The organism is Rhizobium sp. BK313 (genome assembly GCF_014193655.1).
In the GTDB taxonomy this organism is placed as follows: domain Bacteria; phylum Pseudomonadota; class Alphaproteobacteria; order Rhizobiales; family Rhizobiaceae; genus Rhizobium.
Genome location: NZ_JACHZQ010000002.1, coordinates 620,339 through 636,465, shown reverse-complemented (window position 1 = coordinate 636,465; position 16,127 = coordinate 620,339). Strand labels below are relative to the sequence as shown.

Genomic DNA, 16,127 nt, shown 5'->3' with positions numbered 1-16,127 from the left:
AACGTGATCTTTTTCAGGCGTTTCTCCGCGCTATTTCGGCACGTCCGGGCTATGTCCGAGACAATATTCGATGACGTCGTTTTCGACCTCGCTGCAGATCGTCTCATATTCGCGGATCATCAAACGGGCGTCGCTGTCGGGCTCCTTGAGCAGGCGCTCGAGTGTCACGCTTGCGTCCTCGTAGGCTTCGAACAGGTCCTGGAGTGCGGCAGACTTTGCGCCAAGAATCTGAAGGCGCCCACGCATCGCCGGCAGTTTTAGCATGAGCCTCCAAAGTCCCCGCCGGACGGCCCCCTCCTGTGGGTTCGTGCTGCCCGTGCCCATAGATCGTTCAGCCCTCCATTCAAGTTGAAGGAAGACATCCTATGCAGTCTCGCGATTTCCGTAAGTACGTTACTGTAAACGCCTGCCGTTCTGCTGGATCGGCCGAATGTTACGCCGGCATTTACCGTTGCGTACTCGTATCACGAAAGAATTTGTGATCTCCTTTCCGTTAGAAGCAGCGAAGAAAGCGACAGAACATGCGACGGGTGGCAGCGGTCCTTTTCGTTCTTCTTTTCTCGATAACGGCGCATGCTCAGACGCCGCCCTCCGCCCAACCGAAGATCGATGATCTGGTGCGCCTTCTGCAGGACCCGGATGTGAGGGCGTGGTTGGAGAGCCAAAAGCCAAAGAGCGAAACGACGCACCCATCCGCATCGCCCAACTCGGATCTGGAAGACTGGGACAACCAGACGCGCAACCGCATTCACAGTGTGGTATCCGCACTTCCGCGCATACCGTCCGAGATTGCAGCCGCGTCCGCCCGAACGCGGTCGGATGCCATCTCCCACGGTTACGCGCCGGTCATGGTTATTTTCGCGGCTCTGGTCGCCATCGGTGCTGCGGCGGAGCAGCTATTCCTGCGCATTCGTGCGGTTCGGTTCGTCAAGGCGCAAGGCGCCATCGCCGCGGCCGGCGCCAGGCTCCTTCCGGTGGTTGTCTTTGCTTTTGTCATCGGGGTGATCTTCTTTGCCTTTGATTGGCCCCCGTTGGCGCGCATCGCGTTGCTCACGTTCCTGATCGCCTTCGTGGCCTATCGCTTTTTATCCGTACTTGCAGTGTTCAGTGTCGAGAGTGACCGACTGCTCCGACGCGTGCGTCTCTTCATCGGCATTTTCGTGTGCGCTCTGGCCTTCAGAACCCTTGGCGCGCCGCTTGGTATCGATCCCGCCGTCACCACGGCGATCTCCTACTGCTTTTCCATCGTGCTGCTGCTGATCGGAGTGGAAGCCATTTGGCGGACATCCACGAAATCCCGTGCCATCAAAGGCACTCTCAGTCTCTTTCTCTTTGCCATCTGGGTGCTGTGGTGTCTTGATCTCAAGGGCCTGGCTTGGATTGGAATCTATGCGCTCACCTTGCCAGGTATCTTGAAAGCCGTTGGGCGGTCGATCGAAGGGGCGATTTCCGCCCAGGACGGCTCCCGCCAGAACCGTGTCCGGAACATTTTCCTGGTCCGCGGCAGCCGTGCGGTCGTCATCGCGCTGGCGGTGGCGTGGCTGGCGATCGTCTGGCAGTTCAACCCCAACTCGCTTGCGCATCAGGACCCGACATTGACGGCCATCCTCTACGGCCTTCTGAAGAGTGTCGTCGTTCTCCTGGTCGCCGATCTCATTTGGCACATCACCAAGGCCTTCATAGACGAGAAGCTCCAGTCATTTTCCGCTGATCCTTCGGCTCATGGCGGCGAGGCTGCGAGCCAGCATCGCATCGCCACGCTCCTGCCGATCTTCAAAAATGCGCTTGCGGTTTTCGTGCTGGCGGCAACCGCACTCACGGTGCTCGCCGAATTGGGGGTTCAGATCGCTCCCTTGATCGCCGGAGCCGGCATATTCGGCGTCGCCCTGGGTTTTGGATCACAGACCCTCGTCAAGGACGTCATAAGCGGCATCTTCTACATGCTGGACGATGCCTTCCGGGTCGGCGAATACATTCAGAGCGGCAGTTATAAGGGCACTGTCGAATCCTTCAGCCTGCGTTCGGTCAGATTGCGCCACCACCGCGGTCCGATCTTCACGGTCCCCTTTGGCTCTCTCGGCGCGGTCCAGAACATGAGCAGAGACTGGGTCATCGACAAGTTCATGCTCCGAGTCCCGTTCAACACGGATGTCGCCAAGGTGAAGAAACTGGTGAAAGGTGTCGGCGCCGAAATGCTGACCGATGAGGAACTCGCACCCTTCATCATTGAGACGGTGAAGATGAAGGGTGTTGAACAGATCGGCGATTTCGGGATCGAGCTCAGCTTCGCATTCACCACTGCTCCTGGACATCAGTCCGCAATCCGCCGCCGCGCCTATACGATGATCCGCGACATCTTCATGGCAAACGGGATCGAATTCGCACAGCCGACAGTTCAGGTCGGCGGCGAGGAGAAGGCCGCCGCCGCTGCTGCGGCCTCAGCCACCGTCACGGCGGCCAAGGCGGAGCAGGCGAAGATCGCCGCACCGGAGGGCTGACATTGGCTGCGGGCGACACCGACCAGGACACACGCATAAGGATCATGCACGGCGGCCCGTTCTACAATATCGTGTCAATGCTCGGCCTACGTAAGCCGGGCTGGCGTGCCTTCGTCTTCGGATCATTCTGCTGGACGATGCCCGTCCTTCTATTGCTGGCGACCCAAGGCAGGTACGGAGCGCGCCTCTTCCTTTACGACTGGGGTGCATGGGCCAAGTTCCTGATCGCGCCAATCCTTCTCACGCTGACGGAGAAGCCGATAAGCTTCGCCCTCGACGAATGCGCAGCGATCCTTTTCCGGACCCCCTTGGTCGCTTCACAGTCGATGTCCGACGCCCGCCAGGCACTTTCGAATGCCAGGGACCGTACAGCGGCGTGGGGAGCAGAAGCCGGCTGCCTGCTGCTGGCCGCCGCGGCGTCGATATTGAACGCGAACAACTTTCTGAGTGGATCGGCACCCGGCTGGGCAGCCTCTGAAGGACGTCTTTCGCTGGCAGGTCTCTGGTGCCTCGTCGTAAGCAATACGCTCTACTGGTTCCTCCTCGCCCGGATGGTCTGGAAGCATGTCGTTTGGGCGGGATTCCTGTCGGACATTCGTCGGTGTCATCTCAGGCTGGCCGTAACCCACCCTGACGGACACGGCGGCCTCGGCTTCATGGGCCTGTATCCGGCCGGGTACACGCTGTTTACGCTGGCGGTCAGCTCTGTCACGGCTGCGGGTATCGGACACGTGATGCAGAACGACGCCGTGACGCCGACGCTGTTCACAATCGTCGGCGCCGGATGGCTCGTGATCGTGCTCTTATATTATGCGATGCCTCTGGCCGGATTGGCGGCTGACATCAGCCGGCTGAAGCGGAAGGCGGTCATGCTCTCTATGGCGAAAGCCACGGACTTTGAACGAAAGCAGGAGCGCACGCTCCTGGGCGAGAACATCTTTGCGGACGAGGTCGAGCCGGAGACTGAAGAATTCCGCGACGTAAAACCTCTCTACAAGGCCTCCCTGAAGACGTCAGCGCTCCTCATAAACAAGGGCAACGTCCTGCCGGTGCTTGTTCCCGCGCTCCTGCCGCTGCTGGTAGTCGGCGCGTCCTATCTGTCGTACTCTCAACTTGGGCCGATCGTGAAGCGGTTATTGCTTCTCTAGTCGATGGAGGTCGCCATGTGGTTTCCCATTCTCGCCCGCCTGCCGTTCGCAATAGCAGGCATCATTGCGGGCTGGTTCGTTGCTGAAGGTACGTTGCGCTATAACGTCGTTCAGCTCGGCATCGCGCTGGTGATGCTGGCGAGCTTCATCGCTGCGGTGATCTACGCACCGGCCGTGTGGCGATGGTTCGGGATCCGGCGCGGACCGAACCGCCATCCGTAGGTCTGGATAGGAATCGACACCGGGTAAACGGCAATTGAGGTGATCGGGGTCATTAGATCCATGCGTCACATCGACCGGATCACTCCAGTGGGACAGGCCGGAAGCCTCTCTCCTCTCACCACGCTCACGACGTCAAACTAGATCGGCGTTGGGTGAACCTTTGACAGTCCCCTGCTGTAAACGGAGCCCAGCGGTTAATCCCTTAGAACCGATCAGGCAATTTGACTTGTAGACGTATCCTTGGAGGGGCCTCGAACGTCATGCGAAAAGAGAACCGCTTGGGCGCAGTTCAAGACACAGGTGAAGCATGGCCGAGGACATTTTTCTGACAGGCAAGTTCGATGGGCGCTATTCCGCCTTCATCGAGACGGTTGCCGGACACCGCGCGAAGCTGCATCGTTATTGCAGCCGCATGACGGGATCGGTGCTCGACGGCGAGGACGTCATGCAGGACGTGCTGTTCGAGGCTTATCGAAAGCTGGATCAACTACAGGATAACGAGAGTTTAGGGCCGTGGCTCTTCCGGATCGCTCACAACCGCTGCATCGATTTCATACGCAAGCGGACCGTTCGTAAAGTCAAAGAGGCTGCTGCGGCCGAACCTGACGTCCTGCCTCAGGCGGAACTATACGGTCCCGGCATAAGCCGGGCTCTCGAGCGTTTGGTCATCAGTCTGCCGCCGAAGGAGCGCGCTTGCGTTCTTCTCAAGGATGTCTTCGATTATAGCCTCGAGGAAATTGCGGCGCTCGTCGCCAGTAGTGTCGGCGGCGTCAAAGCTGCTTTGCACCGCGGGCGGGCGAAGCTTGCAGCGCTTCCAAACGGCCCCGCAGGTATGAGTGCTGCAAACAACGCGATGCTCGAACTGCATGCCCTTTATGTCGACCGTTTCAACCGTCAGGATTGGGACGGTATACGTCAACTGATAAGCGATGACGCGCGGCTCATGATTACCAACCTTTATGCAGGCCCCGCGGTCATGAACTACTTCACACGGTTCGAGTTGATGTCATATCCGCGCAAGCTCATCACAGCGCGCCTGGATGGCGAAAGCATATTGGTTTTGCTGGGCGGCTTGGCGCCGGAAATGGTGCCAACGGTAATCGTGCGTTTGGAATCGAATGGGAACAGTATTCACATGATCCGCCATTACACCGGCTGTCCTTGGATATTTGCAGCCACAGAGGCCTTGGATCCGGAATTCGCCGGTTTGACCGCAGTGCATTAGCGGACGTGATTGGCACCGGCGGCCGGGTCCGATTCTCTGGGCTATATAGTCATAGACAAAGGGCAGAGCAGCTCCCCGATTTCTAGTAATCTCCTCCACACCGAAGGAATTAATCAAGCTTAAGCAAATATTTCTCTATGTGAATATTTGCTTAAACGGTAATATAGCCGTGCGTTAAGGTGCCCCCCTAGCCCAAATGACGCAAAATGGAGTTGATGCTCCGTGCCCTCCGTCTCATCCAGACGGAGGGTAACTTTGTGAAGGCTGAAGATCGCCGATGCTGTCGATCAGCACGCGAAATCTGCCGGTTGTCTTCCTAGTTGGTCATGACATTGCCATTCGGTTCAGTCGGTTTGCCTCGATGACCGACGCCATAAGATCGCACTCCATTGAGGCGATCAGGAGTGACAATTTCTGGTATTGGGAGCTTCTGAACTTTGCTCCGCGATTGCCCCTGACTGAAGACGACGAACGGGCCTGTTAGCTTCGACGTGGTTCCCTGGGGGGTGGATAGGCGATCGCTCTGATTCCACATCAATTCCTTTCTGCTTCTAAATCTGAACAGCCCGACGCAGCGGCTCGCGAGCAGCTTGCTTCAGTCGGTCCGACCGCCGGTTCAGCGGTTGGACTGAAACGCATCCGGTGTTTCCAACAGCATTGGCCGGGACAACGATCGCTATCTTTTTGACGACCGGACGTACCCTGATGGTGGTCAGCCACGTCTTAGGCTCGGAACGTTGAACGGGCCACTCAAGACAGCGGCTTATGGCCGCGACACCAGTCAAACGCAAACTATGAGGAATCCAGATGGCAAGTCCGCAAATCCAAAGCGTAAAGCAATATTGGGATAGCATGGCGAAGGTCAAAGAGCCGCCGACAATCGAGACAATGCGTCTTAACGATCACTACTGGGCGGGCCTGACAAGCGAACCGGGCGACGTCGATTATATCGAGGCCTCTGTTGACGGTATTCCGGCGCTTTGGGCCGTGCCCAAAGGTGCGGTATGGGACCGGGTCATCATTTGCCTCCACGGCGGTGGCTATATAGTGGGTTCGCGCTATTCGCACAGAAAGATCTTCGCGCATATCGCCAAGGCAATTGGCTGCAGGGCCTTGATCATCGATTATAGATTAACGCCCGAGCATCCCCATCCGGCACAGTCGGACGATGCCATCGGCGCTTATCGATCGGTACTCGAGGCGGGCGTGAAGCCCGCCCATATCATTCTGGCCGGCGATTCGGCGGGAGGCGGATTGGCGCTTGCAACCCTCCTGCGTGCTCGCGACATTGGGCTCCCTCTGCCTGCCGGCGCAGTGACGATGTCGGCCTGGACAGACCTGGCTTTGAGTGGCGTCTCCTATGACAGTAACGCTGAGAAGGATCTTGTCTTTCACCGCGAAATGGTCAGTGGGCTCGTTCAAATGCTGCTTGGCCCTGATGGAAATCGCGCGGATCCCCATATCAGCCCGCTGGCTGGCGATCTCAGCGGTCTTCCGCCGGTCTATCTCCAGGTCGGAGGCGATGAATGCCTTCTTGACGATAGCATCGCCTTCGCCGACCGAGCAAAGAGCGCCGGAGTGGATGCGAAGCTCGACGTCTTCCCCGAGATGCTGCACTCCTTTCAGATGGCAGCAGGGCGCGCACCGGAGGCCGATACAGCTGTCGCACGGATCGCCGAATGGGCATGTCCGCTGCTGGGACTTCCAGCAAAATAAATGGGCTGGCGACCGAGACTCCCTTGAGGGCCACGGTCGCCTTAACTTCAGGCAGCGGGGTAAGAGCTATCGAGACCTTATTTCGGAAAGAGGAAGGTCATCGCCAACCGGAAGCCCCATCCCTCCGGGCCGTTCTCGGGGGCCGCGGCCCAGTAGCGCGCGCCTGCCGTGAAGCTGACAGGCTGCTTGCCGAACCTGACGAGCTTCGACACCTGGAGGTTGATAGGGACAGACCATTGCTCACCTTTCCAGTCGTAGGTGCTCTCGGTGTTGACGGTAAAGGTCCAGGCATCGGATGTCGTGTAGGAGACGAAAGGCTGCAAGAAGGTCGAACTAACGTCGGGCCGATCTCCCTCACCCGCGACCGACCAGATGTGATTGCCGAGTGCCCCAACGGTCCAAGGGCCTTCCTGCTTGAGGACCACGGCGGTCGGACCGATGCCGAACTTGCCGCTGCCGAGGAGATCATCGGTTGCCGTCGGCAGTAGGAACGCGGGTCCGGCGCCCCAGATGATCCCGCCCGCTGTCGGCTCCTTGGGGGAGAAGAAGAAGCTCTGCGTAGTGTCGCCGATTCCAAATTGGCTGCCGGAGGGACCCGCAATGTCGTCCTGCCAGATCACGGGCACGATTGTGCGAGAGATCACATTCCAGTTCTCGTTTATCGAGAACGGGATGACGGGTTGGATATTGAGGGTTTCGCGATTGCCGTTGTTGGGACCGAAGCCGTGATCATAATTGAACTGGAACGGCACACTGATCAGCGACGCCACAGGATTGTTCAGCTTCTTTGCAAGATCGCTATTCGCCTCCTGCGCCTGCGCGATGCCAGCGGTGGCAATCGTCGCGCACGGTATTAGCGTCATGACCAAAATGAGCTTCATTGCGTCCTCCAACTTCAATGACGGGTCGTAGAATCCGCCTGGAACCGCACCACGACGAAAACATCGCCGAACTTCTTCGAGTCCGTCATTTGGCGCCTGTCGCCGCACGGAGTTGCGCAATCAAATCCGCAATCCTTGGGTTGTCCGGCTGTTGGCGGCCCAGTATCTCAGCATATTTTAGCGATTCGGGATATAGCCCAAGCTTCAGACCGTAGTTGATGGCGGTACCAATCAGGTTGGCGTCCTGCTCTCCCGCGTCGATCGCACTCGCGAGGAGTTTGAAAGCGTCTTCCGTCCGCCCGATGGAATCCAGGGCGATGGAAAGGGTGGTCTTGTAGCGGGCATTGCCTGGGTCAAGCCGTGTGGCTTCTTCGAATTCCCGGATCGCTGCTGGCATTGCTTTCGCCCGAACGAGCGACAGAGCGTGACCGTACCGTAGATCGGCCTGATCCGGCGAAGCCGCAACGGCTTCAGCGTAGGTGCGTTCGGACTTGTCGTCCTGTCCTGTCGCGCGGAAGAGTTCGGCGAGATTGATGCGAGGACCCGAGAGAGAGGGGTCGAGCACGATTGCCTGTCGGAATGCCTTCTCCGCATCCTGCGCACGTCGCTGCCCCATCAGGAACATGCCGTAATTATTATTGGCCTCCGCAAAATCGGCATTGGCTTCGATGTAAGCGCGCAAATCCGCCACGGCGGCTTCGAAGCTGCCTCGCTGATCGCCCAGGAATTCCGGCGTCGGCGCACCGCCAAGCGCTGTCGCAGCAGCCACGCGCACGGCCCGCGTCTCATCGCCAAACAGCTCGCCCAGAATGTCTAACCTTGCCGCAGGCGGCAGAGCGCCCGCCGCTTCCGCTGCCCCCAGCCTGAGTAGAGGATCCGGATCGCCGGCGGCCGCCTTCACATCGGCAACGACGTCTGCTCCGCCGATCCTGCCCAATTGAGCGATGGCGCTGCCTCTGACGATGCCGGCCTGATCTCGGTCTTCGACGAGGTTCCTGAGCGCATCGACCGCCGCGGGGCCGCCTTTGGCTGTTCCGGCGAACGCGTGTACGATCGTCTTTCGTTGCCGCCACGCCGTGCCGTACCACTTGTCCATCTCCTCCGCTGCCCAGGCATCGGTCTTTCCTTCATGGCACGTCGTGCAGGCGTTCGGTGTTCCATAGGATGCCGACAGGTCCGGGCGGGGGATCACGAAGGAATGGTCCCGCCGGGGATCAACCTTCATGTATGTGCGCTGCGGCATGTGGCAATTCACGCACTGGGATCCGGTGGAACCGACTGGATGGTGCGTATGGGCGGGCGCGTCGAAGAGACCGTTGGGATGCTGTTTGGCGAATCTCTCGGAAGCGGTTTCCGAGTGGCATTGCAAGCACAACGCGTTGCCTTCCGCCTTCAGCACTCCCTCGTGTGGCTTATGGCAATCGAGGCAGGTGACGCCCGCCCTTGCCATCTTGCTCTGCTGAAACGAACCGTATTCGAACACTTCGTCGCGTATCTGGCCGTCGGGAAAATAGAGGTCCGGGCGAAGCAGTGCGGGCGAAAAGGACTCCAGAAACGGTTTTCCCGCTCCTTGGCCCTGCCCAAGCCGGATGCGTCTCGAGTGACAGCCAAAACAGGCGTTCTCGTCGACTTTCGAAAGACCTGGGTCGGATCCGATGGAAGGGACGCCTTCCGACTTCTTTTGCGCCCACTCGACGTGTTTTGCGCCTGGGCCGTGACAGGTTTGGCAGCCGATGCTTGTTGCCACATACGTCGATTGGTATGAGTTCGTCTCCGGCTGGAAGTGTGCCTGGGGATCCGTCGAATGACAGTCGATGCAGGTGCGGTTCCAGCGGTAGAACGGACCCGTCCAGTGATATGTCGAACCTGGCTTTGCTGGCGTGCCGACGCCGAGCCAGAACCATTCCTGCTTGACCGTGTCCCAGGCAATGTCGAGAGCCTGCCGCCGCCGAGATCGACCAGATATTGCTGCAGCGGCTCATAGGCGAACGTGTATTTGACCTCGAAGTCTGCCTCCTTGCCGTCCGGTCCTTCGGTCCGGACGAAGAAGCCGCCGTCGTGGCGGAAAAAACGCGTAACGATTCCGTCGTGATCGAATTGGACATCGTTGAAATTGCCTCGCACCGTCCGCTCATTGGCGAGTGCCATCGCTTTTGCGTGATGAGACTTTGCAAAAGCGGCCGCCTGATCGTCATGGCAGGATGCGCAGGTCTTCTCGTCCGCAAATCCGTCATGGATCGTGATCCGTGGATCGACAGCGGATTGCGGAACCGGCTCCTCAGCGAAGGCCCATCCAGCAAACACAAGTAGCAAACACAGCGAAAAAACTGCACGAAGAATTGCCAGTGAATGGGCGAGCGCCGTCAAACGAATGCTCCATATCGTAGCGGAACAAGGGCCGACGCCTGCGGCGCGACCAAAGCATGGGGCAGGAACCAAAAGAGAGAAGCCGGGTCAGGCGAGCTTCCCATTTCTGTTGCGGCGGGTCGCGTCCCACCCGCCTGGAACAAACCGCTGATCAGTAGCAAGGCGGATAAGGATAGTAGCCGCATCGCGGATATGGATCGTCGTACCGATAGGCTGCTGCCGCGCCAACGGCTGCACCGGCCGCTACGCCCGCGGCAACCGGAGCGCCGCGATACCAGGCCCCGTGATAGACCGGGGCATGCCAGTAGTTGTCGCCATGCCATGCATATGTGTTGCCGGTCCGGTCGCTGTGATACACGCCAGTGTCCCCGACGCGCGCATAGCTCCCGCCGAAGTCTCCACGGTTAAAATCGCGACCACCAAAGTCTCCACCGCCGAAATCACGGCCGCCACCCCCGAAGCCGCCACCCCCGAAGCCGCCCCCTCCGAACCCGCCGCCGCGGTCGATGAAGAGTGCCGCAGGTCCACTCGATCCACTGAGAGTCCCCTCCAGAACCGAAACCTCGAAGGTTAGATTACCCCCATTCAGCCTCGGCGCTCGCAGCGTCACCACCGCGTCCTCCACCTTCGACCCATCGCCGCCGAGCACGGATATGGTCGCATTGGGCGGATCGTTGATGAAATTGTCCTTGTCTTTGTCCCACTGCATGATGAATTGTTCAGTCGTTACATGACCCGCTGCCCGCACGGGGCGGTCGGCGAAGACGATCGAATTCGCTGAGACGCCGGTCATCGTTAATTTGTCATTCTGCAGTGTCGCGCCCGCCGAGTTGACGACGAAGAGCGATGGCACCGGCCCGGTCGGCGTGACAGCGCCGATCGTTTTCTGCAGCGGAACATGCGGCGGTACGCCCGCATCCTGTGCCAACGTGACACCCGCCGTGCAACAGAAGCTGCCGACCAACAGGGCGGCGCGGGCTAAATTTCGAGTAAGCATCGCTAGTCCCCCTTTTTCATTCGGTTTGCCTTGCCGGTGGCGCGAAACCCCGAAGCTCGCGCAGCCGGCCCTTTCATTTCGAAGGAAAGATCTGCTTCCAGTCGGCCTTCATGTCGACGACGACCCAACCTGCGTTGCTTGCCGCGTCGAGCGCCTTGTCTAGCCGACCGAATGACGTGTTGCGGTCGTATGCGTATTCGCGCTCAGCATCCGTGTGGTGGATGAGCATTCCGAAACGCGCGGTTGGCCCGGCCATCGTCGTCCATTGCAGCATTTCAAAATCGCCGTCGGAATTTCCGAAGGCTGCGATTGGGCGAAGACCGATCTGTTCGTTGATACCGACTGGCTTGCCTGCCTTGTCGTCTATGAAGTTGACCTGCGGCAGCCTATAAAGGGTCGGCGTGTCGTCGCGCATCCTGAACTCTGTCTTGATCGATGAGCCGACAACCTGTTCTGGAGGGACGCCGTAGACTTGGTCCACCCACGGCCGCATGAACTCGACGCCACCGCCTGAAACGATGAACGTCTTGAAGCCGTTGGCGCGCAGATAGGCGAGCAGTTCGAGCATCGGCTGATAGACGAGCTCGGTGTAGGGTCGCTTGAACCTCGGGTCGCGCGCTGTGGTGATCCAGTCGGTAACGACCTTCTTGAAATCCTCGGTGGTCATTCCGGCGTGGGTGGTCATGATGAGTTCCACGAGGCCTTTCTCACCGGAGGCGGCAAGCGTCTCCATGTCGCCTTCCAGCACGGCCTTGTAGGGCTGCGTGTCCTTCCACTCGGGATGGTCCGGAGCAAGCGCCTTGACACGATCGAGCGCGAAGGCGAGCTGGGTGTACATCGGGTGTTCGACCCACAACGTGCCGTCGTTGTCGAACACGGCGATGCGCTCCGGTTCCGGGACGAAATCGGGCGATCCCTGCTTGGTCACCTTCTCGACAAAGGCGACGATGGCCGCTTTCGGCGCGGTGTCGTTCCATGATGGCAGGGGATCGGTCTGGGCTTGTGCTGAAGCCGCAACGATCAACGAGCTGGCTATGCCGAGCGCAGCGCTGCGGACCAGGTTTAAGATGTTGATAGATTCGAACATTGTAGTGCCCTCGATTGGTAATGTGCGGGCATTGTTGCGCTACCCCAGGGCAAGCGACCCTTGCTGGGGGCCGCCTGCCCTGACAGGATCAGTTGCCGGTCGGCATCGAGACACTGACGCCTTCCTTCGCAAGCTGCTCACGTACCCACTGGAACCGCTCATAGTTGGTTAGGGTAATGGGGCCACTGTAGGATTCGCTCTGCAGCTTCCGCGGAGGATATTCCACGTAGGTCTTCATGAGCTTCTTGATGGCTTCGGAAATGGTAACCATCGTCCAGGTGCGTTCGGTATAATTGTTCATGAAGATGTCGTAGCGTTCCTGCGGGTCCTGCCAGAGATCGAAGACCTGCGGGACTGTCGCCACATAGCTCTCCGCACCCTTCCAGCCGAGATTGGAATCAACGGCCAGACCGCCAGTTTCCTGACCATCGCTGCCGCGGAGGTTGAACACAGCCTTGTAGTTGCCGACGCGCGCGGCACCCGGCGACAGTTCGTTTTCGGTGAAATAAAACCACTCTTTGCGTTCCGACTTGCCGGTGCCGAGCAGGATCGGCGACATGTCGTAGCTGTCGAAGATGATCGGCTTGTCTTCGCGGTCCTTGTCGGGCAGCGGCACCCCGCCGACTGAGGCGAATGTCGCCATCAGATCGAGACCGCCGACGATGTCGTGGTTTTTGCTATTGGGTTTGATCTTGCCGGGCCACACGGCGATTGCGGGAACGCGGTTGCCGCCCTCGCGAACGGTGCCCTTGGTGCCGCGGAACGGTGTGTATCCGGCGTCCGGATAGACGTCCTGCCAAGCGCCATTGTCCGTCGTGTAGAAGACGAGCGTATTCCTGTCCATGCCGGTTTCACGCAGCTTGTCCATAATCCGGCCGATACGCGTGTCGAGCTCGACGATCGAGTCGGCATACTTCGACTTCGACAGCGACTTGTGCTCGAACTCCGGGGCCGGCATGTTCGGCTGGTGCACCTTCATGAAGTTGACATTGATGAAAAACGGTTCGTCCGGCTTCTTGGCGGCCTCATCGAGGAACTCCTCTGCCGCCTTCTCGACATAGCCGTCGAAGAAGGGGATTCCGACTACACCTTCTTTGCCGTCGATCACCGGTGTGTCGACGTACTGACCGTTGATCTTGAAATCCTCTCTTACCGGCCCGCCGGCGTTGCCGGACAGCGCCCCCTTTGTCACCTTCTGAAACATTTCCCTAAGCTTGGGATCCATGTCCGGGAACCAGGTCGGGTCGGCATAGGTGTAGGCATTGAGGTGATAGAGCCCGGCATACTTCATTTCATCATAGCCCTGCGCATTCGGCAGCGCATAGTCCGCCTCGCCAAGGTGCCACTTGCCGGTGAAGTAGGTGTGATAGCCGCCACGCTTCAGCACCGACGCCAGCGTCCATTCGGCTGCCGGCAGGCCGCCTCCTTGCCCTTGAAAGGCAACCGTCGTCATGCCGCTACGGTTCGGGATGCGCCCGGTCTGCATGGCCGCGCGCCCGGGCGTGCAGCTCGGCTGGGCGTAGAAGGAGAAGAACGTCATGCCATCTTCGGCGAGCTTGTCGATATTGGGCGTCGGCATGCCCCGCCCCTCGCCCCCGCCGTAAGGACCTAAATCACCATAGCCGGTGTCGTCGGACACAATAAAAAGAATGTTGGGCTTCTTCTGCGCCTCCTGGGCTTGGAGCGGAGATGCCGTACACCAAAGAACGGCCGAAGCGGCCAACGCTCCCATGCCATGGATGATCTTGCGATTCATCTCGACTTCCTCCGGTTGCTATTTCCGGCCGGACGACCATTCATCCTGGCGCGGCGGCAAAATTCCTCGAGTGCCGCATGTCGCGCGTTCACTCTGAATGCAATCGAAACATCTGAAGCGATTTCAAACTGCGCCTTCGTTGAGAACGGCCTTCAACCTGAGAAGCCATTACTCGTTGCAAGCGACATTCATGCTGAAAGAACTTAGCGAAGGGCGGCGTTGAGCGATATTGTACCTTCGGGCAACTGTGATCCTTGCCGATTTTTCTCGATTATATTTGGAAGGTTGCAAGGATGACGAAACTTCGCGCAAGTGGTATTGTCGAGCAGTTTCTCGGGGGGAAGGGCTATGGGCTTTCACAACGGGAAAGTTCGATCGCGCCAGGTCCGGTGGTGCGCGGCCATCTGTTGGTTTTTTATCGCAATATTCGGCACAGCCGCTTCTTCGTCGATGGAGATTGTCGGTCGTGTTCCGCGCGTCCTCATTCTCTATCCATACGATGAACGCATAGCTGCGACGACCGAGGCCGGAGAAGCGGTGCGGACGCGACTGCTCGACGTGACCGGAGGGAAGATCGACCTCTTCTCCGAGTTTCTCGACCTCTCGAGATTTCCTGAACGCGAGCACCTTCAGCGTATGGCTCGATATCTTTCGGCGAAGTATGCCGATCGCCAGCCGGACGTGGTGATCGCACTCGGCGAGGAATCGGCAAGGTTCATCGTTCGCAATCGCGGCGGCCTTGCGGACCATGCGAGGATCATCTTCGGCGGCTTCAGCCGCGCGACCGCCAACGACCTGAAACTACCAAGCGACGTGATCGGCGCCGTCAGCGAGTTCGACATTCTCAAGACGGCGGAGTTGGCGCGCCGGCTGCAGCCAGAGGCTCGCCATCTCTACATCATCGGAGGTTCGGCGGATTTCGACCGCGCGTGGCTTGCGACCGCGCGAACCGACCTCGCGGCTTTCTCGAAAGACTATGAGACTACCTATCTGGAAGACCTGACGATCGACGAGTTCACCAGGCGGGCCGCCGAACTGCCCCGGGACAGCATCGTTCTCGCCCTAACCATCTTCAAGGACAGCTCTGGCCGCAACTTCATTCCGCGCGAAGCAATCAGACAGATCGCACAGACGGCCGGCGCGCCCATCTATGGCCCCTACCCCACATATATCAACTATGGCGTTGTCGGCGGGAATGTCGTCACATTCAGTTCGCTCGGAACGACCATCGCCGATCTTGTGCTTGATGTGATCGCCGGCAAAGAGGTCTCCAGTGTTGATTCTCCTCAGACATATGTCGTAGACGCAAGACAACTGCGGCGCTGGGGCCTGTCTGCGGCGGACCTCCCTCCGGGCACCGTCCAGATGTTCAAGGAAAAGACCTTCTGGGAGCAGTACCGCTATGTGATCGTCGCGGCACTTGCCGTGATAACAGCGCAAGGCGTCGTCATCGCCGGATTGCTTGTCGAGCGGCGCCGCCGCCGCAAGGCGCAGGTTGAATCGCATCATCGTCTGCTGGAAGTGGTGCATCTCAATCAGTCCGCGACCGCGGGCGCCTTATCCGCGTCGATCGCCCACGAACTCAACCAGCCCCTTGGAGCCATCCGCAGCAATGCCGAGGCGGCGGCAGTCATCCTTCGGTCGAAGACACCCGATCTGAAGTTGATCGAGCAGATCCTTGTAGACATCCAGGACGACGATCAGCGCGCCCATGACGTCATATCGCAAATGAGGAGCCTGCTGAAGAAACGGGGCGACATCGATTGCCAGACATTCGACCTCAACGATGTTGCTGCCAATGCAATCAAGATACTCCACGGCGAGGCCCTGCGGCGGGGCGTCGCGGTCCGAGCCAACCCTCTTCCGCGGAAACTGCCGGTCCGAGCGGACAAAGTTCACGTCCAGCAGGTCATTCTCAACCTGGCGACGAATGCCATGGACGCGATGCTGGACGTGGCGGCTTGCGACCGGCGCCTCATTGTCGAGACGGCCCTGGCACGCGGATCGAAGGTCGAGCTGTCGATTTCCGACACGGGCCGGGGAATCCCGGATAGCCAACTCACGAGCGTGTTCGAGCCGTTCTTCACGACGAAGCCGACAGGGACCGGTCTCGGACTTTCCATCGCGCGCGCGATTGTCGAGACCTATGGCGGCAAGATCTGGGCCGGCAACCGCCCCGAAGGCGGTGCCGTCTTTCGAGTTGTGCTTCCCCTTGCGCGCGGTGGATGAA

At 59.3% G+C, this 16,127-nt stretch carries 11 protein-coding genes and 1 pseudogene; 6 read left to right on the top strand and 6 right to left on the bottom strand.

The annotated features are described in order from the left end of the window. Positions 1-30: 30 nt before the first annotated feature. Positions 31-264 (bottom strand): hypothetical protein, encoded by a 234-nt coding sequence (locus tag FHT86_RS15255; protein ID WP_246779520.1) that lies wholly within the window; start codon positions 262-264, stop codon positions 31-33. Between the two features lie 257 nt (positions 265-521). Here FHT86_RS15255 and FHT86_RS15250 point away from each other — a divergent pair, with 257 nt between their 5' ends. From FHT86_RS15250 to FHT86_RS15230, 5 genes are all read left to right on the top strand, one after another. Then, on the top strand, positions 522-2,498 hold the full coding sequence (locus FHT86_RS15250; RefSeq protein WP_133707633.1) for a mechanosensitive ion channel family protein: 1,977 nt from the start codon (positions 522-524) through the stop codon (positions 2,496-2,498). 2 nt (positions 2,499-2,500) lie between these two features. Continuing rightward, positions 2,501-3,646, top strand: a complete 1,146-nt coding sequence (locus FHT86_RS15245) for a hypothetical protein (protein ID WP_246779519.1) — start codon at positions 2,501-2,503, stop codon at positions 3,644-3,646. A 15-nt stretch (positions 3,647-3,661) separates the two neighbouring features. Further along, entirely contained in the window at positions 3,662-3,868 is a 207-nt protein-coding gene (locus FHT86_RS15240; protein ID WP_133707632.1) for a hypothetical protein, read from the top strand. Between the two features lie 307 nt (positions 3,869-4,175). Beyond that, positions 4,176-5,093, top strand: coding sequence for an RNA polymerase sigma factor (locus FHT86_RS15235; RefSeq protein ID WP_133707631.1), 918 nt, complete (start codon positions 4,176-4,178; stop codon positions 5,091-5,093). 807 nt (positions 5,094-5,900) lie between these two features. After that, positions 5,901-6,809: an alpha/beta hydrolase gene (locus FHT86_RS15230; protein WP_133707630.1), complete on the top strand. Its 909-nt coding sequence runs from the start codon at positions 5,901-5,903 to the stop codon at positions 6,807-6,809. A gap of 77 nt (positions 6,810-6,886) precedes the next feature. On the opposite strand, the gene FHT86_RS15225 is transcribed toward FHT86_RS15230, so the two are convergent. The 5 genes and pseudogenes from FHT86_RS15225 to FHT86_RS15205 all read right to left on the bottom strand — a co-directional run bounded on the left by FHT86_RS15225 (position 6,887) and on the right by FHT86_RS15205 (position 13,897). Beyond that, positions 6,887-7,690 carry a transporter gene (locus tag FHT86_RS15225; protein ID WP_409527591.1) on the bottom strand — a complete coding sequence of 268 codons (804 nt, stop codon included), beginning with the start codon at positions 7,688-7,690 and terminating at the stop codon, positions 6,887-6,889. Positions 7,691-7,775: 85 nt separating this feature from the next. After that, a pseudogene (locus tag FHT86_RS15220) lies at positions 7,776-10,030 on the bottom strand (HEAT repeat domain-containing protein). Positions 10,031-10,208: 178 nt separating this feature from the next. Further along, a complete protein-coding gene (locus FHT86_RS15215) occupies positions 10,209-11,054 on the bottom strand; it encodes a hypothetical protein (protein WP_166656829.1) in 846 nt (281 codons plus the stop codon). 73 nt (positions 11,055-11,127) lie between these two features. Continuing rightward, on the bottom strand, positions 11,128-12,141 hold the full coding sequence (locus FHT86_RS15210; RefSeq protein ID WP_133707629.1) for an HAD family phosphatase: 1,014 nt from the start codon (positions 12,139-12,141) through the stop codon (positions 11,128-11,130). An 88-nt stretch (positions 12,142-12,229) separates the two neighbouring features. Continuing rightward, a complete protein-coding gene (locus tag FHT86_RS15205; RefSeq protein ID WP_133707628.1) occupies positions 12,230-13,897 on the bottom strand; it encodes an arylsulfatase in 1,668 nt (555 codons plus the stop codon). A 450-nt stretch (positions 13,898-14,347) separates the two neighbouring features. Here FHT86_RS15205 and FHT86_RS15200 point away from each other — a divergent pair, with 450 nt between their 5' ends. Then, positions 14,348-16,126 (top strand): HAMP domain-containing sensor histidine kinase, encoded by a 1,779-nt coding sequence (locus tag FHT86_RS15200; protein WP_246779518.1) that lies wholly within the window; start codon positions 14,348-14,350, stop codon positions 16,124-16,126. Position 16,127 lies beyond the last annotated feature (1 nt).

What these genes read in the sequence shown, in the direction of transcription:
- FHT86_RS15255 (WP_246779520.1), bottom strand. Translation starts at nt 264, where the DNA reads ATGCTAAAACTGCCGGCGATGCGTGGGCGCCTTCAGATTCTTGGCGCA.
- FHT86_RS15250 (WP_133707633.1), top strand. Translation starts at nt 522, where the DNA reads ATGCGACGGGTGGCAGCGGTCCTTTTCGTTCTTCTTTTCTCGATAACG.
- FHT86_RS15240 (WP_133707632.1), top strand. Translation starts at nt 3,662, where the DNA reads ATGTGGTTTCCCATTCTCGCCCGCCTGCCGTTCGCAATAGCAGGCATC.
- FHT86_RS15235 (WP_133707631.1), top strand. Translation starts at nt 4,176, where the DNA reads ATGGCCGAGGACATTTTTCTGACAGGCAAGTTCGATGGGCGCTATTCC.
- FHT86_RS15230 (WP_133707630.1), top strand. Translation starts at nt 5,901, where the DNA reads ATGGCAAGTCCGCAAATCCAAAGCGTAAAGCAATATTGGGATAGCATG.
- FHT86_RS15225 (WP_409527591.1), bottom strand. Translation starts at nt 7,690, where the DNA reads ATGAAGCTCATTTTGGTCATGACGCTAATACCGTGCGCGACGATTGCC.
- FHT86_RS15215 (WP_166656829.1), bottom strand. Translation starts at nt 11,054, where the DNA reads ATGCTTACTCGAAATTTAGCCCGCGCCGCCCTGTTGGTCGGCAGCTTC.
- FHT86_RS15210 (WP_133707629.1), bottom strand. Translation starts at nt 12,141, where the DNA reads ATGTTCGAATCTATCAACATCTTAAACCTGGTCCGCAGCGCTGCGCTC.
- FHT86_RS15205 (WP_133707628.1), bottom strand. Translation starts at nt 13,897, where the DNA reads ATGAATCGCAAGATCATCCATGGCATGGGAGCGTTGGCCGCTTCGGCC.
- FHT86_RS15200 (WP_246779518.1), top strand. Translation starts at nt 14,348, where the DNA reads ATGGAGATTGTCGGTCGTGTTCCGCGCGTCCTCATTCTCTATCCATAC.